Source organism: Streptomyces sp. sk2.1, from assembly GCF_008120935.1.
In the GTDB taxonomy this organism is placed as follows: domain Bacteria; phylum Actinomycetota; class Actinomycetes; order Streptomycetales; family Streptomycetaceae; genus Streptomyces.
In genome coordinates, this window is record NZ_RDBO01000065.1 from 200,512 (window position 1) to 221,227 (window position 20,716).

The window sequence follows — 20,716 nt, forward strand, 5'->3', positions numbered from 1 at the left end:
CGCGCCCGACGGCCCGCCGCGGGCCTTTCCCCGGCCGCAGCCGTGTGCCGGTGTCCTTGCGGGCGGTCCCCGGAGCGATGCCGCGGGCGGGGAGCGGCGCGAGCACCTGTCGTGGCCGTGGTGACCCCGATCGGGGAACACCCGTCCGACAAAAGCCGTGTGACGGATCGCCACTTCGGGTTTACTCGCGTCATGAACGAGCGAACAGCCCCAGCGCACAGCACCGGCCTGCTGACCGGCAGGACCGTGATGATCACCGGAGCGTCGAGCGGCATAGGCGAGGCCGCGGCGCGGCTCTTCGCCTCCGAGGGCGCGGCCGTCGTCCTCATGGCACGCCGGGAGGACCGGCTCAAGGACCTCGTCCATGAGATCGAGGCATCCGGTGGACGGGCGGCCCACAGCGTCGGCGACGTGACGCTGACCGACGACGTCGAGCGCGCCGTCGCGACGGCCGTCGAACGCTTCGGCGGCCTCGACGGCGCCTTCAACAACGCCGGTTACGCCGGTTCCACCTTCGGCCGGTCGCACGAGCTGCCGGAAGAGGATTTCGACCGCGTCATGGATGTCAACGTACGCGGGACGTGGAACTGCCTGCGCCGTCAGATCCCCGTCATGCTGGACGCCGGCCGCGGGGCGATCGTCAACACCGCCAGTTCGGCGGGGCTCATCGCCACCGGCGCGCCATCCCCCTACGTCGCGGCGAAGCACGCCGTCCTGGGCCTGACGAAGGCCGCGGCCGCCGAATACGGGGCGTCCGGCATCCGCGTCAACTCCTTGATCGTGGGCACCACCCGGACGGAAATGATCAACGCGGCGGTGACGGCCGATCCGGCTCTGGAGGAGGCGTTCGTCGCGCGCCAGATCCAGAAGCGGATGGCCGAGCCGCGAGAGGTGGCGGAAGCGGCCCTGTGGCTGTTGAGCGACCGCTCCTCATTCGCCACCGGCAGCCATGTGGCGGTGGACGGCGGCATTCTGGCCGTCTGAGCGGACAGGGGCCCGGGACGGCCGGCGCCGCCGGGCCCCACGCGCGAGCGTTGCCGGGTTCCACGCGCGAGCGCCACCGGCGCCCATGCGTGGGTGCTGCCGGTGCCGGGGCGTCACCGGGACGGCCCGACCACCTGGTCGCGGAACTGCTGGAAGGCGTGCCAGCCCGACGGCCGCCCCGGAGCGAGCAGCTCCCCGTCGGTGCAGTCGAGCGCCCCGCACCGCAGGGACCCGGCCAGACGGAAGACGGGCGTCAACACGTCGTCGCCGGAGCCCCGGATGTGGAGCATGATCGAGTCCACCGGGTCCTTCGAGCCGATGTTGAGTTCGATCGACCACGTGGGGCCGGAAAGGGTGCCCCAGCCGGGGTCCGAGAGATCGGCTCCGGGAACGGCCCGGGCGACAGCCGCGAGTACGTCGTGCCGCGGGCCGAGCGGGGCCGGGGCGTGGTCGGCGGGAATCTCCTGCACCGACGTGATGTCGTCGGGCAGGCGGAGGAGGAGCACGTCCCAGCTCATGGTGGCCTTCCGGGCAGGGGTCGTTGTCGACCGGGGCATCCTGACAGAGGCCACTGACAGCAGCCGCGAAGGCCGGGGAGACGCCCGTGCGCACCTCGGGAGGCGGGTCCCGGGGAGGGAGTTCGGACGGTCCCGGCCGTCGGCCCTCCGGGCGCCTCGCGGAGCCGGGCGAGCCCGACGAGCAGTACGGGGGACATACCCGTCGCGACGGGCGGTTCGGCGATCGGTCGTGCCCCTTTCGGGTGCGTCGGGCGCCGACGGAGCCGTCCACCTGCTGAGACCCGTGGACGAGAAGCCGCCGCAGCCCGCCGGACAGGCCCGGACACCAGGTGGGGGCGGCCCCGGCGTCGACGTCACCCGCTTTGCTCCGCCCCACTGCCCTGCGGCTAGTTTGTGTGCAGGAAAGATAGGCAGGCCCGTGGCGACAGAGGCGCACGGGGGACTGGAGGTCGGGAAGAGTGTCGCTGCGCGGAGGTGATCCGACCGAGATCGGCGGCTACCCGCTTGAGGCTCGGCTCGGCTCGGGTGGCATGGGCACGGTCTTCCTGGCCCGTACGAGTTCGGGGCGGCCCGTCGCGATCAAGCTGATCCACCAGCAGTTCGCGGGGGACGACGAGTTCCGCATCCGCTTCCGGCAGGAGGTGTCGGCGGCGCGGCGGGTGAGCGGCGCGTTCACCGCCGCCGTGGTCGACGCCGACCCCGAGGCCGATCAGCCGTGGATGGCGACGGCCTACATCGAGGGGCACACGCTCACCCAGCACATCGCCATGAAGGGTCCGCTGGACGGGGCGGAGCTGAGGAGGCTCGCCATCGGGCTGGCCGAGGCGCTGCGCGACATCCACCGGGTGGGGGTCGTCCACCGTGATCTGAAGCCCTCGAACGTCGTGCTCTCGCCCGAGGGCCCGCGCGTCATCGACTTCGGCATTTCGCGCGCCGCGGACCAGGAGACGCTGACGATGACCGGTCGGGTCATCGGCACGCCGCCCTTCATGTCGCCGGAGCAGCTGCAGGCGCCGCGCGGCGTGGGGCCGAGGTCCGACGTCTTCTCACTGGGGACACTGCTGGTGTACTCGGCGACGGGCCGCGGCCCCTTCGACGCGGACAGCCCCTACATGACGGCGTACCAGGTACTGCACGAGGAGCCGTCGCTGGACGCCGTGCCGGTGGCGCTGCGCGCGGTCGTCGAACTGTGCCTGGACAAGGAGCCCGACAAGCGCCCCTCGGCGGACGAACTCCTCGTGCTGCTGCGGGACCTGCCGGCCGACCTCGGAGGGGTCGACGCGGGCGGGGCCGACGCGGGCCGTACCCGCGACGTGGCCACCGAGCACGACTTCGCGGCGCGGGACACCCCGGCGCCGACGGCCCCGGTCGTCACCCCGGCCGGTCCCGACACGGGAGGCACCGGTGTGGGAACCACCGGTACTCCCGCCGGCCGCCGTCCGGGGCGCCGGTGGCGGCCCGTGCTCGCGGCCGCGGTCGCGGTGGCTGCGATCGGCGGGGGCGTGGCCGTGCTGAAGGTGGCCGGCCCCGGGGGCAACGACGGCAGCGGTGGCGGCGGTGACAGCGTCGCGACGCCGGGCGCCGCGCTTCCGGCCGGTTTCGAGCCGTGGCACACGACCGTGCGGGGCGGTCGCCCGGAAATTCCCGACGAGCTGCGCTGCGTCGCGCGGGACGAGGCGCTGTTCTGCGGGGGCGGCAGCGTCGTCGCGACCCGTATCGAGGTCACGGACGGCTCGTCGAAGTGGACGGTGAAGAGCCCGGGCGTCCCCGTCCGGGGCATGCACCTGGTGGGCGCCACCGACGACACGGTGCTCGGCTACCGCTTCGCCGCCGAGAACTTCCCGCAGGACCCTCCCAGCGAGGTGGTGGCCATCGACGCGAACAGCGGCCGGGAGCTGTGGTCCGCACCGTCCGGCGCCCAGTCGCAGGCCGTCACGGGCCGGACCCAGGACGCCCTGGTGCTCGGCTCCGCCGTCGTGACGGTCGACGCCTTCAACTCCCGCCTGGAGTCCCGGGACGCGCACAGCGGTGAGGTCGCCTGGACGACACCGTTCCCCGCGGACGCGCAGTGCGCCCCCGTCCCGGTGGGCCCTCGACTCTTCGCGATGTGCGCGCCGAACGCGGAGGTGGACTCCGTGGAGGTGCGCCACTCCACCCTGTACCCGGTCGACCGCGCCTCGGGGGCGCTGGGCAGGCCCATCGCGGTCGACGGCCCCGTCGTGCCGATGGGCGTCGCCGACGGTGAGCTCGTACTCCTCCGGGTGCACTTGGAGGGACCGGAACTGACCGGTTACGACGGGGTGGCGCGGGTCGACCCGGCCTCGCGGAAGGTCACGTACTCCCGACTGGCCAAGACGTACGAGGGGACGCCCGGCATGGCGGACGGCACCCTCTACGTGAGCGGGCAGACCGGTCTCGTCACGGCGCTCGACCCGGCGACCGGCAGGGCGAAGTGGTCGCGGCAGACGAGCGTGGAGGGTGCGTCGGGTCCCGCCGCGGGCGGCGACGCGCTGTACTTCAGCTCGGCCACCGGCCGGGTGGTCGCGCTGTCGTCGCGCGACGGCAGGATCCTGTGGACGACCGACCCGAGGGCCGATGGCCTGACGGGCGAGATCGGCGCAAGTCCGCGTGTGACCGTCGCGGGCGGTGCGGTGGTCGTGGCCGCGGCCAAGAACACGCTGTTCGCCTTCGACGCGCAGAAGCCGCCGAAGCCGAGCTGATCCGGGCCGGGCCCCGCCGCCCGCCGAGGCCACCGAGGAGGGAAGGGCCGTACCGAGGCCCTCGTCGCCCCCGTACGGCCCCGGCGCGAATCCGGCGGGAGGTCTCGCCGCTCGGGCGCTGCCCTTCCGGATCGGTTCCCGGGCACCACCCGTCGGCGCGGACCGTCGTCCGTGTGGACAACGTCGTGTTCACCGTCGGTTACGACGTCGACGTCGCCCAGGAGGACGAGGAGACGTACGCGCGCCTCGCCGAGGTCACACAGGAGCCGGCGGGCACCGTCGTGGAGCGGCTGGGGACCGCCCCGTGATTCCCGGCGCCGGCAGCGGTCACCGCCACGGCCGGGGCCGCGCCGCGTGATCTGCGACGGGCCCGCCCGCCGCCTCCGCGCGCCCGTTCGAAGGGCCGGTGAAATCGCTGGAGACGTCGATCCGGGCGGCTTATATTTGCCGCGTTCAAGATCCGTGCGTCCGGAAGAGGTGCTTTTGATGACGGTCCGAGCAGCGGCGGTCGACTCCGGTCGGCTGTCCTCCGTAAACGCCATGACCTCATCGAACCCAAGGAACACCTCTCGTGGATCTTCCTCGCATCTTCACCATTCGTGAAAGCAGCCACCGCATCCACAACCCGTTCACCCCGGGAAAGCTCGCCGCCCTGGGGCGGGCGCTGCGTTTGGCGCCCGGGACCCGCGTGCTCGACCTCGCCAGCGGATCGGGCGAGATGCTGTGCACCTGGGCCCGTGACCACCACATCACCGGGACCGGGGTGGACATCAGCACGGTGTTCACCGAGAAGGCCCGCGCCCGCGCCGTCGAACTCGGTGTCGCCGACCGGGTCGCCTTCGTGCACGGCGACGCCTCCGGCCACGTCTCGGACGAACCGGTCGACCTCGCCGCCTGCGTCGGCGCCACCTGGATCGGGAACGGCGTGGCCGGCACCGTCGAGCTGCTGGGCAGCAGTCTCCGCCCCGGCGGTCTGATGCTGATCGGCGAGCCGTACTGGCGCCGGGAAGTGCCGGACCAGGAAACCGCCGAGGCCTGCCTCGCCGGTGGCAAGGACGACTTCCTGATGCTGCCGGAGCTGATCGAGCAGTTCGGCGGCCTCGGGTACGACGTCGTGGAAATGGTGCTGGCCGATCAGGACAGCTGGGACCGGTACCAGGCGGCGCAGTGGCTCAACCTCCGCCGCTGGCTCGACGAGAATCCCGATGACGAGCTGGCCGCCGAGGTGCGGGCCGAACTCACCACCGAGCCCGCCCGCTACACGCGTTACCAGCGTGAATACCTCGGCTGGGGGGTCTTCGCACTGATGGGCCGCTGACGGTCCCACCGGCGCGGTTCCGGGCGGCGTGCTGCCCGGAACCGCGCGCGTTCCCACAGCCGTGAACCGGGCCGTCGGCGTTCCACCGGGGCCGGGCCGGGTCCGGCCCGGGTCTCTGCCGGAGGGGCGGGTTCCGTGATCGTCCCGGAAGCCCCGGCACCCCGTTTGTCAGTGGTGGTCGCCATCATGGGGACATGACCGGTCCGGGCCCGGACACCGGTGGAACCCGACGGGGCCCGGCGGTGTCCCAGCACGATGACCGGGAGAGGGCGGCACGGCCGATCGTGTCCGGTCGCGGAACGTACGCTCGCCGGGCGAGCGGCCAGGGAGGGCGCAGTGGGACATTTCGAGGGCTTCGACATGGCCGGGTTCTGGGACGACTCGGCGTACGCGCTGAAGGAGTACGTGGAGGAGGTCCCGCCCACGCGGGAGCTGATCGCGTCGGTGGAGGAGGAAATCGGCGGGTACCGGCTGCCCGACTCCTACATCGCGCTGATGACCGCGCAGAACGGCGGCGTTCCGAACCGGGACCACTTCCCCATGACCGAGCCGACCTCCTGGGCCGACGACCACATCGTGATCAACGGCATCAGGGGCGTGGGACGGACCAGGCCGCAGTCGCTCGTCGGCGAGTTCGGCAGCCGGTTCTGGATCGAGATGTGGGAGTACCCGGACATCGGGGTCTACTTCGCCGACACGCCGTCGGCCGGCCACGACATGCTCGCCCTCGACTACCGCGCGTGCGGCAGAGACGGCGAACCGGCCGTGGTGCATGTCGACCAGGAGGACGACTTCGCGATCACCCCGGTCGCGGAGAGCTTCGAGGCCTTCGTCAGGGGCCTGGTCGACGAGTCCGTCTACGACACCTCGGAACAGGACCTGATCGACGCCCTGGAAACGGTGCGCGACGGCAGCTTCTCCCCGGTGCTGGTACGGGCCTTCCGCGAGGTCGCCGACGTCCTGCCCGACGCGGACCGGCGGATGCGGGCCCTCGCGGAGGCCGTCGTGCACGACAAGGGGTTCTTCGCGCTGCACGCCGACGCGCGGTCCACGCTGATGTACGACTACCTGTTCTGGCTGTTCACCGGTTTCAACCGGGTCGAATCCTTCGACCGGTACCTGAAGGCGCCCGCGGGGCAGGAGCGTTCCTACGCGGCGCCGGACTACGAACTCATGATCGTCTTCGGTCTCGTGGCCGAGCCCTACGGGTTCAGGACCGGCGGGTACGCCCCCGGCTTCCTCGAGGACTGGTGGGAGTCCCGGGTCGCCTCGGGGCGCATCGCCGAGACCGCCGACGGCTACCGGATGACCGATGCCGCCGTCGCCGCCCTGCTCGACGAGCTCGCCGCCGCGGTGGGCGACCGGTAGCCGCGCCCGCCACCGGACCGGAGGAGAGGGGGCCGCCGTGTCCGGAGATTCGGTGCCCGGTCGGGCCCGGAGGCGCCCAGGGGTGGCGAGCCGAGGCTCTGATAGGTTCCAGGTTTTGATCCATCGGTGAGGGGGCTCCATGGACCGGGTGCCGTCATGGCTGCGCAAGCCGCTGTTCATAGGGGTGCCGCTCGTGGCGGTGGTCGCCGGGGCGCTGTTCTTCCGCGGCGCCGACCGGGCGGACGACGGTGGGCATTCGGCGGCGAACCGGGCGCAGTTGAAGCGTGCCTGTGCGGGGCTGCTGCCGTACGAGGAACTGCGGGACCGGGTGCCGGACGAGGTCGCCGGTGCGGTGCGTCAGTACGGCACCGTGCTCGATCCCGGTGAGGAGAGCCGCTCCCTGGTGAACTGCTCCGTCACCTGGCCGGGGCACGGGTCGGTGCGGGTGCGGGCCGTCGCGCTCGTCTACCGGATACCGATGACGGTGCGGGCCGAGGACATCCTGCCCGGCGGTGGCGAAGAGGGTTACGAGGCGCCCGGAATCACCGGCCGGGCGGGCAGGGGCGGGCGGGCCTGGGTGGTCGCCGAGTGCCCCGGCGGGCTGGAGGGGCGGTTCCGCGAGGCGCCCGGGATGTATGTGACGGCCGATGTCGACCTGCCCGGGCCCGACAAGGGCAAGAAGGCCGGATACCTCGCCGATTTCCGTACCGCCGTCCGGGTCGCCAACGGGATCACCGCCGCGCAGAAGTGCGGTGGCTCCCCACTGAAGATGCCCACCCGGATCATCGACACCTACGAGGCCCATGTCACCGCGGACGAGGACGGGGCCAACATGGAGGTCGAGAGGATCGACGAGCCGGGTCTGGGCGTGAAGAAGTGCCGGGGGCTCGGCACGCGGGCGGGCTTCCCCGGCAAGTGGACCGCCAGTGGTGATCTGCAGGACTCACGGCTGTTGAGTGTCTGCGACGCCACCGTCCTGGACCGCGAGGACCCGATGGCCACCGATCCGGAACCGTCCGACGGCGCGGTGGTGGAGGTCTCGGCGGCGAGTTGGGCCGGGCCGCTCGGCGAGTCGGTCAACGACCAGTACGACCGCACCGGTGACAGCTTCGGCTTCCGCGAGGGGGAGCGGACGAGGGTCATCCCCGAATCGAAGCCGCACGAACTCGCCCTGTGGGCGCGGTCGGAGTGCGCCGCGGGCGCCACCTACCACCGGGTCACCGTCCGCACGGAGACCTCCGTCATCGACGCGCGCACGCTCGACGAGGCCGAACGCACCGAATTCTCCGGGAACGTCCGCAAACTGATGGACAGTTACCTCGCCGACCCCGACGGCTGGCCCCGACAGCAGCGGTGTCATGACACCGAGATCCTGGGAGAGGTGGAGGGATGGCGATGAGGCGGATCGTTCTGGGAGCGGTCGCGGCCGTGGTCGCGACGGCCGTCGCCGTCGCCGGTTATCTCCTGGTGCACGGCGACTTCCAGCGCTGGAGCGACGAGGCGGCGCTCGACGGAGCCTGCGACGGCCTGCTCGACCGGAACGTGGTGCGCGACGTCCTCGGGCCGGGAACCGTCGAGGTCGAGGACCCGATCCACGCCCTGGACAGGAAAGCCGCCGAGGCGAGCGGTACGGACCTGGTGGGCTGCAGGGTGAGTGTCCAGGACGGCGGATCCGCCGAGATCCGGGTCCTCGACACCACCCGCGCCGTACAGGACCTGGACAACCTCTACTACAGGGGTACGTCGGACGAGCTCGCCGTGCCGGTCGGCCACGGCTGGACGGGGCTCTTCGGCGCGATCCCGGCCCGCTTCGGAACGGAGGACCCCTTCGAGGCCGGCGAGGACGAGGAGGTGACCATGAGCCTGGTCCTCCGGTGTGCCCGGGGGAGCGGTCCCGAAAGCCTGTCCGTCACTGTCGGGACCATCCTCGACGAGTCCCCGGACGACCCGGCCGTACGACCGGAGTTCGCCAGGATCGCCACCTCCACCGCGGCCAGGGTCTCGAAGGCCCGGCACTGCGGGGCCGAGCTCGGGAAGCCCGTCGGCAGCCTCGACCTGCCGGTGCGCGAGGACGAGTACGAGCCGCTCGGCACGGCCGACGGGACCTGCTCCGGCATTCCCGCCGCACGGGGCGTGACGACCGCCACCGAGACCGCTCGCGGAGGAGCACCCCACGAGATGTGCCGGCTCGGTGACGCCGACCGCACGACACGCTACGAACTCGAAGCGGACTACGGTCCCTATGCGCGGGAGCGGTTGTACGGCTACGAGGAGCACCGGCGGCGGCTCGGCAGCGAGGAGGCCGCACCGGGCAGCGACACCCCCGCGCACCACCGGGACCGGTACGGCCGGATGAGCTGGACCACGGCCATGTGCGAGGACGGCCGGGCCCTGTTCGTCCTGCGTCCCTTGGACGAGAGGTACGAAAAGGGGAAGCGCCTGGGGCCTCCGAGCGGCGAGGCGGACCTCGCGTACGAACGTGCCGTGCTGAAGGCCTTCGCCGAGCGCTCGGCGAAGGCCCGTGGATGCTCGGCCCCGGCCACTTCCTGAGACCGTTCCGGTCGAGGAGCCACGCACCGGGTCCGTGAGCGCCGCGCTCACGGACCCGGGGAGGCCCGCGGCCGTCCTCCGAGTGCACGCCCCGGAGCCGGGCGGTAACGTCGGTATCACCTGACGTCAGCAGCGGGGCAGCGGCAACGACACCGTCGCCCCCGAAACCGGTGTCGCCGTCATGTACGGCCGCGATACCGCCGCCGCCCCGTCGCGGCGGTATCGCGGGGCGAGGGGCACGGGCCGGGGGCTCATGAGGCGTCCCGGTGCCGACCCCGCTCACGGGCACCCAGGCGCAGCCACACGTATCCGGCGACCGCCGCCAGGACCATGACGAGAACGGCCTTGGACAGGACCCCCACATAGGTCTCCACCAGGTCCCAGCGGTCGCCGAGCCAGTACCCGGCCATCACCAGCACCGTGTTCCACAACAGGCTGCCCACGGCGGTCAGCGACACGAAGAGCGGCAGCCGCATGCGCTCCACCCCGGCCGGCACGGAGATGAGGCTCCGGAAGATCGGCACCATGCGGCCGAGGAGGACGGCCTTGGTGCCGTGTCTGGCGAACCACCGCTCCGTACGCTCCAGATCGGATGCCTTCACCAGTGGCAGCCTCGCCCAGATCGCGTGCATCCGGTCGCGGCCGAAGAGCATCCCGAGCCAGTACAGGGCCACCGCGCCCACCACGGAACCGAGCGTGGTCCACAGGAGCGCGGAGGCCAGGGAGATGACGCCCCGCCCCGCCGCGAAACCGGTCAGCGGGAGGATGACCTCGCTGGGCAGCGGTGGAAAGAGGTTCTCCAGGGCGATGGCGAGGCCGGCTCCCGGACCTCCCATGGCGTCGACGAGATCGGCGGCCCAGCCCGCGACGCCTCCCGCGGGTTCCTGGGGAAGGCTCGACTGCACGAAATCCATGACCTGACTCCCGGCCGGTGGTGACGGGCGCGAGAAGTCCGTCGCGCCTCACCGGCAACGCTAGGAATCGGCGGTCGGCACCGGTACGAGGATCGCCCCCGAACCGGGTGCGGTCCTCCGCACCGGCCACCCTGCGGTTTTCCTCAACCGCGAGGCCACGGGGCCACGGTGTCACGAGGTCATGGGGTCACGGTGCCGCGCGGACGCGACGGCCGGGGGAGTCATCGGCCGGGATCCCGGCCGGGCAGAAGCGGTCCGCCGCCCCCGGCCGGGGGCGGCGGTGTGCCGGGCCCGTACTCAGTACGGCAGCGGGCGGCCGGACGGAGTCCGCAGATCGAGGGGCGCCGGCCGGGCCGGCGGTTGTGGACGTCGGACGATCCTGATGCGGCCCATTGCCATCACCTCCTGATCGGTAACCCGTCATATGCCCGGTGCGCGACCCACTCATGCGGATCTTCCGGGACTCTTCGAAGCGGGACGGCGCATCCGCCCTTCGCGACCCATCACGCGTGCACCGGAGGGAACATGACGCCCCGTCCGTCACCGGCCGCGCCCCGGCGCCGTCGCGTCGTACGCGGGACGGAACGGGAGGCAACGGGAAGACGCCATCTTTACCTCGCACAGGGGACAGCGGGCGCGCGTGCTCGCTATTCTCCCGACCATGAGCCATGAGCGTGGCACGGGTGGGGAGTTCGACGGGGTCGCGCGGAGTTCCGGGTGATCACCGAGGGCATGGGCCCTCTGCCGGACGCCCGTACCGCAGAGGTGTGGCAGGACTTCGGGACCAGACTGCGGCAGTGGCGCAGGCGCGCCGGGCTCACCCAGGCCCAGGTGGGTGCCCGTGTCGGGTACGACCACACCGCCATCAGCAAACTGGAGCACGGCACCCGCAGGACGCCGCTGCCGCTGGCCCGCAGACTGGACGAACTCATGGCGGCGGGCGGCGACCTCCTCGCCGCCTGCGAGGCCGCGGCACGGGCCGAGAGCGCGGCGGGCCAGGGCGAGGAGGCCGGGGGAGCACCGCCCGCACCGGCCCCCGCCCGGACCGGCCCGCTGCCCGGGGAACCCGCCGGCGGCTCCCTGCTCGCCATGCTGCCGCCGGACACCGAACTGCCCCGGAGCCTGCCCACCTACGGGCTGGTGTGCCCGCTGCACGGCCGCGACGGGTGCGCCGTTCCCGCGCTCGACGACGTGGTCGCCCTGCACACGGCCTTCTGCGCGCTGGACCCGGCCACCGCGTCCCGCCCCGCGCTGGACACCGACACGGTGCACGCCCTGACGGCGCTGCTCGCCGTCTGCCTGCGGGCCGACGAGGAACGGGCCTGGCCCGGAGCGACCGTCGTGGTCGAGCGCACCCTGCACGCGATGCTCCGCTGGATGGCCCTGCCCGCGGCGCCCTACCAGCGCCAACTGGCGCCGCTGGCGGCCGAGTACGCGCAGTCGGCCGGTTGTCTGAGGCTGCTGTGGGGCCGCAACGCGACGGCGATGGCCTGGCTCGACCGGTCACTGGTCTGGGCCGGACTGGCCGGGCACATCGGGACGGAGGTGGCCGCACTCGGCGACATGAGCACCCTGGCCCGGCTGGAGGGCGACGGCCCGTCCGCCCTCGCCTACGGGGGCGCGATCCGGCAGGTGGCCGCCGGCCGCTACTGGGCGGGTGCCATGAGCGACCTGTACCAGGCCCGCGGCCACGCCGTCCGCGGCGACGCGCGACGGACCCTGGACCACATCGAACACGCCTGGTCGGAGCTGGACCGGGTCGGCGAACGGGACGAGACCGAGGCGCCCTGGCTGTCCGTCGCCTCCGTGCGCCTGCGGGTGGAGTCCGGCGCCGCGGGGGCGCTGCGGGACCTCGCCGCGGCGACCGGCGACCGCCGGCTGGCGCTGCGCGCGGTCGGGGCGTCCCGCGCCGCGCTGAACCTGCTCCCGCCCGGGATGCACTCGGCGCGGAAGCTGTTCCTGGTCCGCATGGCGGACGCCCACGCCTGCGCCCAGGACCCGCAGGCGGCCATTGCCATCGCCCGGCCCGTGCTCGACACCACCGAGATCACCGCCTCGACCCTGCTCGGACAGGAACTGCGCGGACTGCACGGCAGACTGGCGTCCCGGCGGGACGACCGGTCGGAGACCGAGGACTTCCTCCGCCGGCTGGCCGCCGTCGTGCGCTGAGACGGCGGAGGGCGGGACGCGCGCACGCACGTCCCGCCCCGGTGGTTCACCGACGGATGATCAGCCGGCGTTCAGCTCGACGTCGTCCACGACGAAGCTGGTCTGCAGGTAGGCGTCCTCGTTGCTGGTGAAACCGAGGGTGACCGTCTGGCCGGCGAACTCGCCGACGTCGAAGGTCCGCTGGACGTAGGAGCCCGTGGCGTCCGTGTTGGAGTACATCGCGAGCGTCTTGGTGCCCAGCTTGACGGTGAACGTGTCGTACGCCGTCGGATCGCCCGCCGACTCGTCGGTGTCGGTGCGCAGGTGGAACGACAGCTTGTAGGCCGAGCAGCCCGACGGGACGGTCAGCGACTGCGAGACCGTGTCCGAGTGGGCGGAGCCCCAGCCGCCGAGCCACGCCGTGTACGAGCCGCTGTGCGCGGGCTTCTCGGACGTCCGGTTGTTGATCACACCGTCCGTCTGCGTCCAGGGGGTCACCCCGTTCTCGAAGCCGCCGTTGACGACGACCTGCCGGGCCTGGCAGCTGCCGCCGCCACCGACGACGAGGGAGTACGTGGTGGTGTGGGCGGCCTTGCCGGTCCCGGTCACCGTGATGGTGTAGGTGCCCGCCGCGGTCTGCGCCCCGGCGGAGACGGTCATCGTCGAGGAGGAGCCCGACTGCACGGACGCCGGGTCGAACGAGACGGTGACACCGCTCGGCGCGCCGGAGGCGGACAGCTTCACGGACTGCGCGGAGCCGCTGGTGGTCGCGGTCGACACGGTCGCGGTGACCGAGGCGCCCGGCTGCACGTTGCCGGTGACCGGCTTCACCGAGACGGAGAAGTCGTCGCCGGGCGCGGTGGTGCCGACGGACGTCTTCCAGAGCGTGTGGGCGACGCCGTCCGCGCTGCGGTCGAGCGCGGTCGCGTTGATGTTGGCCGTGGTGTCGCAGGACGAGTGGTAGCACGGGTCGTAGGAACGGCCCGCCGTACCGCCCCACTTGGCGGCCTGCGCCGACGTCTTCGTGTCGCTGGCGCCGGTGGCGTAGCCCGAGGTGGGGATGCCGCCCTGCTGGAAGGAGTAGTCGTCCGACCGCCCCTGGCCCTCGATGTTCTCCTCCGGAGAGAGGTTCAGCGAGTCCCAGTACTCCTTCATCGGGGCGGACGCGGCCGAGTTGAGGTTGTTGATGAAGTAGCCGCCGTTGGTCGAGGCGACCATGTCGAAGTTGTAGTACGCCTTGATGGCGCCGCGCTGGGCGGAGGTGAGCTGGCCGACGTAGTACTCCGACCCCTGCATGCCCTGCTCCTCGCCGTTCCACCAGGCGAAGCGGACGTGCTTGGTCATGGTCGGGTTGCGCTGGGCCAGGGCGAGCGCGTTCTCCAGCAGGGTGGCCGAACCGGAGCCGTTGTCGTTCATGCCGGGGCCGGCCGAGACGCCGTCCAGGTGGGCGCCGAACATGATGGTCTGGTCGGACGGGCCGCCCGGCCAGTCGGCGATCAGGTTGTTGCCGCGGTAGGTGCAGCCGGTGCAGGTCTGCTCGGTGACGGTGTACCCGGCGGCCTGCAGCTTGCTCTTCACATAGGCGACCGAGGCCGTGTAACCGGCGCTGCCCGCCCGGCGGTTGCCGCCGTTCTGCGAGGCGATGGTGTTGAGCTGCGTGAGGTGCGCCTGCACGTTGGCGACGCTGATGTCGGGCGCGTCACCGCCCGGGGTGCCGCCGCCTCCGACGGTCAGGGTGTACTGCGCGGTGTGGCTCTGGGTTCCCTGGCCCTTGACGGTGAAGGTGTACGAGCCGGGCGCGGCGCCGGAGGACGCCGAAACCGTCATCGTCGAGGACGCGCCGGACTGCACCGACGACGGGCTGAACGAGGCGGTGACCCCGTTCGGCAGACCGCTCGCCGTCAGCGCGACGGCCTCCGCGCTTCCGGAGCTGACCGAGGTGCGCACCGCGGCCGTCACCGAACTGCCCGGCTGCACCGAGCCCGACGACGGGTCGAGGGAGATCGAGAAGTCGTTGTTCCCGCTGGGCGTGCAGGTCGGGTCGCCGCTCTGCGCCGGGACGCTGATGGCGTCCCACGCGGCCCTGGTGCGGTCGAAGAGCGTGCACCCGGCGTCGAGGTTCTTGGCGGCGGTGAGCGTGGCCGTGCGGTAGCGCTTGTACGTCATCCCGCTCGTCTTGAGCAGCATGCCGCCGTAGAAGACCTTGCCGGCGCTCTGGATGCCCACGCCGGTGAGCGAGGAGTTGTTGCACGTGGGGCTGGACGGCTTGCCGCCGCCCGGGTTGGAGCCCTCGGCCAGCAGGTAGAACCAGTGGTTCAGCGGGCCGGCCGCCGCGTGCTCCTCGGTGTTGGGTATGGAGGAGCTGTAGCAGTTCGGGTCCCCGGTCCGCGAGGGGTCGTACATGACCCGGATCGGCCCGTTGCCGACCAGGTCGATCTTCTCGCCGACCGTGTAGTCGGGGTCGTCGTACGGGGCGGGCTCATTGGTGTACGCCTCGGTCAGGGCGCCCATGATGTCGCCGGTGGCCTCGCCGAGCCCCGACTCGTTGTTGGCGCCGCCCGGCGTGTACTGGTCGATGCCGTGGCCGAACTCGTGGCCCACCACGTCCATCGCGCCGATCCACTGGTTGGCGTTGTTGTGGCCGATGGAGACCGACGAGCCGTCCCAGTAGGCGTTGACGTCGTTGAGCCCCACCTTCACCGGCCAGCTGCGGCCGTTGCCGTCGTGCCCGTTGCGGCCCAGCCAGTCCTTGAGCATGTTCCACTCGTGCTGCGCCCCCCACATGACGTCGACGCAGCCGGTCTCCTTGCTGGTGGCGCTGCCGTTGCCCCAGGAGTCGCTCGACTTGCTGAAGACGCTGCCCGTGCTGTAGTCGGCACAGCTCAGGCCGGGCCGGTTCGGGTCGCGCAGCGAGAAGCTGCTGCCCGACGCGGTGGTGTCGATGGCCAGCGGGGACGGGCCGTTCCACTGGCTGTTGCCGGTGCCCGACTTGACGTCGTCGTAGCTGTCGAGGACCTTGCCGGTGCCCGCGTCCACGAAGACGTGCAGCTTGCTGGGGGCCTTGGCGGTGCGTCCGGAGAGCACCGTCTCCCATGCCAGCCGGGAGGTCTTCTCGGTGGCGCGCACCACCAGGCGCTGCGATTCGACCCGCCGCACCGTACGCAGCTCCTTGCGGGCGGTGGCCTCGGCCTTCTTCGCGGAGACGGTCGGGGCGGTCGGCACGTTGATCCGCCGGGAGACCGCCGACTGGGTGCCGCGGACCCGGCCCTTGGAGTCGGCCACCACGACGGCGTCCCCGCCGACGACGGGCAGGCCGCGATAGGTGCGCTGGTACGCGACGGAGTACAGACCCTTGACCCACGGGGTCACCATCTGCCGCTCGTACCGCTCCTCGGGCCCCTTGGCCAGGGTGTCGAGGCCGCTGGCGGCGGCCCGGTCGGCGGCGGACACCGCGGCCGAGAGGTCGGACGGGGCGGGCGGGGACGGTTCGGCGGACGCCGACTGGCCGCTGGTGACCACCAGCATTCCGGCGAGGACGGCCAGGGTGGTCCCGGCCGTCAACGGTCTGCGTTTCATCGAGGCTCCTTGTGTAGGGGGTCCTCGATCGCGGACAGCAGCGCACGAAGACGCGACGGCGGCGGCCGCCGGTTTCCGGCGCCCGTGATCGAGCGACCGAACACTCACACGTCGCCATGAACTCGTCAATGAACTGCGTCGGCCGTCGGGGGACTTGGCAAGTTTGGTCAAGCCGCGGTGGTGCGATCGCACGACAGCCGGAAACGGCAACGGGGCCGGGGCGGTCGCCCCGGCCCCGACGTGCGGCCGCTCTGCCCGGATCCGGGCCGACGCCCGGTCAGGGAGCCGGTGCCGCGGGCCCGGTGGTCGCGGTCGAACCGGTCTCGGGGGTGCCGTCCGGCCCGTCGTCCGGGGAGAACAGGGTCATTCCCAGGTACACCGCCGCGATGAAGGCGATCGTGCCGGCGATGGCGCTCGCCACCCGCGGGCGCCGTCTGATCGCCTCGCGCGTACCGGTGAGCGGACGGTCCGGCGCGGCCCGCCGGCCGGACGCCGGACGCTCGGCCGCGCGCCGCCGGTGGCCACCGCTCTGCTGCGGCAGGCGGTACGTCGCCGGGCCCCCGGCCTGCGGGTCGGAGCCGGGAGCGGGCGCGAACGCGGGCGCCGGGGGATGAGGGGCGCCCGCGCCCGGCGGCGCGGTGCGGGGGGCGCCGGTCGCCGCCGGGGGCGCGGGGGAGTACATCGGGAGCGGCTCGGGCTGTCCCCGCCAGGCACCGCTCTGGAACCAGTCGGCGACCTGCTGCGCGCCGGGCCGGTCCTCGGGCTGCTTCGCCAGCAGCCCCAGCAGATAGGAGTCGAAGGCCGGGGACAGCTCGACGCCCTGCTGGCGCAGCGGCACCGGCGCGGTGTCGACATGTTGATAGAGCGTCGCGGTCGCCGTGTCCGAACGGAACGGCGGCCGCCCCAGCAGGAGCTGGTAGATCACGCAGCCGAGGGAGTACATGTCGGACGCCGAGCCGGCCGTGCGGCCCAGGGCCCGCTCCGGGGCGAGATAGAGACTGGTGCCGACGATCTGCCCCGTGGTGGTCAGCGCGGCCGAGGGGTCGTCGACGAACTGGGCGATGCCGAAGTCACCGATCTTGACGGACCCTTCGGCGTCCAGCATCAGGTTCCCGGGCTTGATGTCGCGGTGCACGATGCCCTGACGGTGGGCGGCGGCGAGCCCGGCGGCCGCCTGCCCCGCGATCCGGGCGACCTGTTCGGCGCCGAGCCGCTCCTCGGCCGCGAGCAGATCGCCCAGGCTCCTGCCCTCGACGAGCTCCATCACGAGGAAGAAACGGTCCTCCCAGGCGCCGAAGTCGAACACGGCCACCAGGTGGGGGTGGCTCAGCCGGGCCGCGGTCTGCGCCTCCAGGCGGAACCGGGCGGTGGCCGACTCGTCGGCGTGGTCGCCCAGCAACAGCTTCACCGCGACCGCCCTGCCGAGCACTTCGTCGGCGGCGCGCCACACCTCCCCCATGCCGCCGCGGCCGATGGGGGATATCAACCGGTACCGACCAGCTACCAGCACCTGTGCACCAATTTCGGATCGTGGGCCGCTTCTGCTGCCACGGCGGCGACCCGACGGGATCGGGTCGAGGTGGGGGGCGCGCGGCAAGATCAGGATATCGGTCCGCCGAACCCCGTCCCGCCCCGTCCCGTACCGTCGGCGGACAGCCGGCCGGCCGACCGGTGGCCCCGAGCCCCTCGGCACGCCGGACCGGCGATCACTTCCGGCCACCGGCCGTCGCGCGCCCCACCGACTCGACGAGCGGCAGCAGCCGGTGCGCGACCCGCTCGCGCAGCGCCACCTCGGTACGGGTCCTGACCACGCCCGGCAGCCGGATCAGCCGCTGGATCACGTCCTCCAGATGCCCGTTGTCCCGGGCCACCACCCGCGCCAGCAGATCGCCGCCCCCCGTCGTCGAGAACGCCTCGACGATCTCCGGCACCGCGGCGAGCGCCTCGCCCACCTCGTCCAGATGCCCCTGGGTGACCTCCAGATGGACGAAGGCCAGGACGGGGTGCCCCAGCGCGGCGGGGGACAGCACCGGTCCCGTGCCCGTGATCACCCCGTCCCGCTCCAGCCGGTCGATCCGGGCCTGGAGGGTGCCCCGGGCGATCGAGAGGATGCGCGCGTACTCGCGGACGCTGGTGCGCGGCTGCTCGATGAGCAACCGCAGGATGCGGGTGTCGAGGGCGTCCACCGCCATGGTTCCGTCGGTCTCTTCCTGGTGAATCGGTCGGGGCTGCGAATGTACCAACGGTACGAAAGGCGGGCCTGACGGACATGTCCGGCCCGGCTCGATGCCGCCTCATACCCGTAGTCCCTCAGAGCTACGAGGAAGGTTCACACCCCGGTGGGACGCCGACTACGGGGCGCCGTCCATAACTTCTGTACCCGAAGCCCCCGGCCACCCGGCACGGGAGGCCCCGGTCGACCCGGTACGGAAGGAACACCCTCATGCCGTCCCATCCGCGCGGAACCCGACTGCGCCACGGCCTGTTCGCCGCGCTGGTGGCCGCCTCGGTGGCCGTGCCGGTCTCGGGCGCGGCGGTTCCCTCGGCCGTGCCCGCGCCCGCCCCGGCCGCGCACGCACCGCTGCGCACCGCCGACCCCGGTGCCCTCGCCGAGCGGTACGCCGCGACCCGTGCCGACATCGACGCGGCCGGGCGGGCGGCGACCCGGCACAAGGACCACGGACGGGCCGGGGCGCTGCGCGAGATGGCCGGACCCGGCCGCCACTTCCTCTCCTTCGACGGACGCGACGGGGGCCGCGGCGTCGAGGTCGTCGGCGACCTGTCCCGCGCCGAGCGGATCGCCGTGCTGGTCCCGGGAGCGGGCGTCGACCTCGACCACTACTGGCGGCTGCGCAAGGGAGCGCTCGCGCTGCGCGAGGAACTGGGCGGACGGTCGGCCGTGATCGCCTGGCTCGGCTACCGGACGCCGACCACGGTGAGCACGACCTCGCTGACCTCGGGTCGGGCCGCCGAGGCGGCCCCCGGACTGCGTTCGTTCATCGGGGAGTTGAGAAGACTGAAACCCACGGCCAGAACCACCCTGCTCTGCCATTCCTACGGCTCCGTCGTCTGCGCGCGGGCCGCGCACGGTCTGCGGGTCGCCGACATCGTCCTGTACGGCAGCCCCGGCACCGGCTACGGGAACGCCGCGGCCCTGAACACCCGGGCCACCGTCTGGGCGGGCCGCGGCAGCGGCGACTGGATCGCCGACGTGCCCCATGTGAGGCTCCGACTGCCTTTCACGGACATCGGGTTCGGGACGGACCCGGTCTCGCCCGGGTTCGGCGCCGAGATCTTCGCGGCGGGCTCCGCCGGCCACAGCGACTACCTGCGGAGCGGCTCCGAATCGCTGAGGAGCATGGCCCGGATCGTGACCGGGGAGAACCGCGCGGACGGCGGGGCCGCGGACGCGGCGCCCGCCCCGGCCCCGGGAGGACGCCGTGCGTGACCTCGTCCGGCGGATCGACGCCGCCACCCCCGCCGACCGCGACCGGGCCGTCGACGCCCTGCGCGCCGTCGCCATCCTCGGAGTCGTCCTCGGCCACTGGCTGGTGACCGCCCTGGTCGCGGACAGCGGCACCCTGCACGGCGCCAGCCCGCTCCAGCACCTGCCCGGACTCGTACCGGCCTCCTGGGTCCTCCAGACCCTCGCGCTCTTCTTCCTGGTCGGCGGACAGGTCGCGGCCAGGAGCCACGCCAACGCCATGGCCCACGGCGAAAGGTACGGCCAGTGGCTTCGCGCCCGCATGACCAGGCTGCTGCGCCCGGTGGTCGTCGTACTGGCCGTGTGGACCGCGGCGGCGTGCGCGATGCTGGTCTCCGGAACGGACCAGGAAACCGTGCGGACCCTGTGCAAACTGGTCTGGTCCCCGCTGTGGTTCCTGGCGGTCTTCGCGGCGCTGACGGCGGCCACCCCGCTGGTGGCGAGGCTGCACCCGCTCTGGCCGTTCGCCGTCGTCCTCGTCGTCGACCTCTACCGGTTCGGCCTGGACACGCCCACCGCGTTCGCCTCGGTCAACGTGGCGGCCGGCTGGCTGGTGCCGTACTGCCTGGGCGCGGCGTGGGCACGCGGTGAGCTGCGAAGTCGCCGGACCGGCTGGACCCTGCTGCTCGGCGGGGCCGCGGCCACCGCCGGACTGGTCGGCTGGGGCGGCTACCCCGCCGCCATGGTCGGCGTGCCCGGCACGGAGGTCTCCAACCTCGACCCGCCGACCCTCGCCGTGGTCACCTTCGGCCTCGCGCAGTGCGGCGCGGCGCTGCTGCTGCTCGGCCCGCTGCGCCGGGTGCTGCGACGTCCCGCCGTCTGGGCGGTGGTGGCGGTGCTCAACCTCTCCGCGATGACGGTGTTCCTGTGGCACCAGACCGCGATGATCGCGGTCACCGCGCTCGGCCTGTCGGCGGGCGGGGCCCTGACGGGACTGCACACCGTCCCCGACCATCCCGGCTGGGTGCTCGCCCGGCTGGCCTGGCTGCCCGTGTTCGCCCTCGCGCTGGCGGTCTGCTGGGCGGCGTTCCGGGGCCACGAGCAGGGACGGTCGCGGAGGAAGAGCCTGGTCGTCCGCGAAGGGCACCCCGGACGGGCGGCGGCACGACGTGCATAAGGTGCGACCTGTGAACCGG

15 protein-coding genes are annotated in these 20,716 nt (G+C 72.6%); 10 read left to right on the top strand and 5 right to left on the bottom strand.

Annotated elements, in window-relative coordinates; all coding sequences use genetic code 11:
* Nucleotides 1-192: 192 nt before the first annotated feature.
* Nucleotides 193-984, top strand: a complete 792-nt coding sequence (locus tag EAO76_RS23335) for an SDR family NAD(P)-dependent oxidoreductase (protein WP_262375681.1) — start codon at nt 193-195, stop codon at nt 982-984.
* A 113-nt stretch (nt 985-1,097) separates the two neighbouring features.
* Here the strand turns inward: EAO76_RS23335 and EAO76_RS23340 are convergent, their stop codons facing one another.
* The gene (locus EAO76_RS23340; RefSeq protein WP_148837893.1) at nt 1,098-1,502 is read right to left on the bottom strand and encodes a hypothetical protein; all 405 of its coding nucleotides are present in this window, start codon (nt 1,500-1,502) and stop codon (nt 1,098-1,100) included.
* 458 nt (nt 1,503-1,960) lie between these two features.
* On the opposite strand from EAO76_RS23340, the gene EAO76_RS23345 reads away from it, so the two are divergent.
* From EAO76_RS23345 to EAO76_RS23365, 6 genes are all read left to right on the top strand, one after another.
* Nucleotides 1,961-4,222, top strand: a complete 2,262-nt coding sequence (locus EAO76_RS23345) for a serine/threonine-protein kinase (protein ID WP_148837894.1) — start codon at nt 1,961-1,963, stop codon at nt 4,220-4,222.
* A 173-nt stretch (nt 4,223-4,395) separates the two neighbouring features.
* Complete coding sequence (locus tag EAO76_RS46525; RefSeq protein WP_262375682.1) at nt 4,396-4,530, top strand: hypothetical protein; 135 nt, start codon at nt 4,396-4,398, stop codon at nt 4,528-4,530.
* A gap of 263 nt (nt 4,531-4,793) precedes the next feature.
* Complete coding sequence (locus EAO76_RS23350) at nt 4,794-5,540, top strand: cyclopropane-fatty-acyl-phospholipid synthase family protein (RefSeq protein WP_148837895.1); 747 nt, start codon at nt 4,794-4,796, stop codon at nt 5,538-5,540.
* Nucleotides 5,541-5,876: 336 nt separating this feature from the next.
* Nucleotides 5,877-6,908 carry an SMI1/KNR4 family protein gene (locus EAO76_RS23355; RefSeq protein ID WP_187438756.1) on the top strand — a complete coding sequence of 344 codons (1,032 nt, stop codon included), beginning with the start codon at nt 5,877-5,879 and terminating at the stop codon, nt 6,906-6,908.
* A 139-nt stretch (nt 6,909-7,047) separates the two neighbouring features.
* Nucleotides 7,048-8,307, top strand: coding sequence for a hypothetical protein (locus EAO76_RS23360; RefSeq protein WP_148837897.1), 1,260 nt, complete (start codon nt 7,048-7,050; stop codon nt 8,305-8,307).
* Entirely contained in the window at nt 8,304-9,458 is a 1,155-nt protein-coding gene (locus tag EAO76_RS23365; RefSeq protein WP_148837898.1) for a hypothetical protein, read from the top strand. The genes EAO76_RS23360 and EAO76_RS23365 overlap by 4 nt, the downstream gene beginning before the upstream one ends.
* 251 nt (nt 9,459-9,709) lie before the next feature.
* On the opposite strand, the gene EAO76_RS23370 is transcribed toward EAO76_RS23365, so the two are convergent.
* On the bottom strand, nt 9,710-10,372 hold the full coding sequence (locus EAO76_RS23370) for a DedA family protein (RefSeq protein ID WP_148837899.1): 663 nt from the start codon (nt 10,370-10,372) through the stop codon (nt 9,710-9,712).
* Between the two features lie 732 nt (nt 10,373-11,104).
* Between EAO76_RS23370 and EAO76_RS23375 the strand changes: the two genes are divergently transcribed.
* The gene (locus tag EAO76_RS23375; protein ID WP_262375683.1) at nt 11,105-12,541 is read left to right on the top strand and encodes a helix-turn-helix transcriptional regulator; all 1,437 of its coding nucleotides are present in this window, start codon (nt 11,105-11,107) and stop codon (nt 12,539-12,541) included.
* Nucleotides 12,542-12,601: 60 nt separating this feature from the next.
* On the opposite strand, the gene EAO76_RS23380 is transcribed toward EAO76_RS23375, so the two are convergent.
* From EAO76_RS23380 to EAO76_RS23390, 3 genes are all read right to left on the bottom strand, one after another.
* On the bottom strand, nt 12,602-16,096 hold the full coding sequence (locus tag EAO76_RS23380) for a M28 family peptidase (protein ID WP_187438757.1): 3,495 nt from the start codon (nt 16,094-16,096) through the stop codon (nt 12,602-12,604).
* Between the two features lie 277 nt (nt 16,097-16,373).
* On the bottom strand, nt 16,374-17,555 hold the full coding sequence (locus EAO76_RS23385; RefSeq protein ID WP_262375694.1) for a serine/threonine-protein kinase: 1,182 nt from the start codon (nt 17,553-17,555) through the stop codon (nt 16,374-16,376).
* Between the two features lie 247 nt (nt 17,556-17,802).
* The gene (locus EAO76_RS23390; RefSeq protein WP_148837901.1) at nt 17,803-18,288 is read right to left on the bottom strand and encodes an Lrp/AsnC family transcriptional regulator; all 486 of its coding nucleotides are present in this window, start codon (nt 18,286-18,288) and stop codon (nt 17,803-17,805) included.
* A gap of 251 nt (nt 18,289-18,539) precedes the next feature.
* Here EAO76_RS23390 and EAO76_RS23395 point away from each other — a divergent pair, with 251 nt between their 5' ends.
* Together EAO76_RS23395 and EAO76_RS23400 are read left to right on the top strand one after the other, a co-directional pair.
* Complete coding sequence (locus tag EAO76_RS23395) at nt 18,540-19,544, top strand: alpha/beta hydrolase (RefSeq protein WP_148837902.1); 1,005 nt, start codon at nt 18,540-18,542, stop codon at nt 19,542-19,544.
* Nucleotides 19,537-20,697 carry an acyltransferase gene (locus tag EAO76_RS23400; protein ID WP_148837903.1) on the top strand — a complete coding sequence of 387 codons (1,161 nt, stop codon included), beginning with the start codon at nt 19,537-19,539 and terminating at the stop codon, nt 20,695-20,697. Before EAO76_RS23395 ends, EAO76_RS23400 begins: the two co-directional genes overlap by 8 nt.
* Nucleotides 20,698-20,716: the final 19 nt, after the last annotated feature.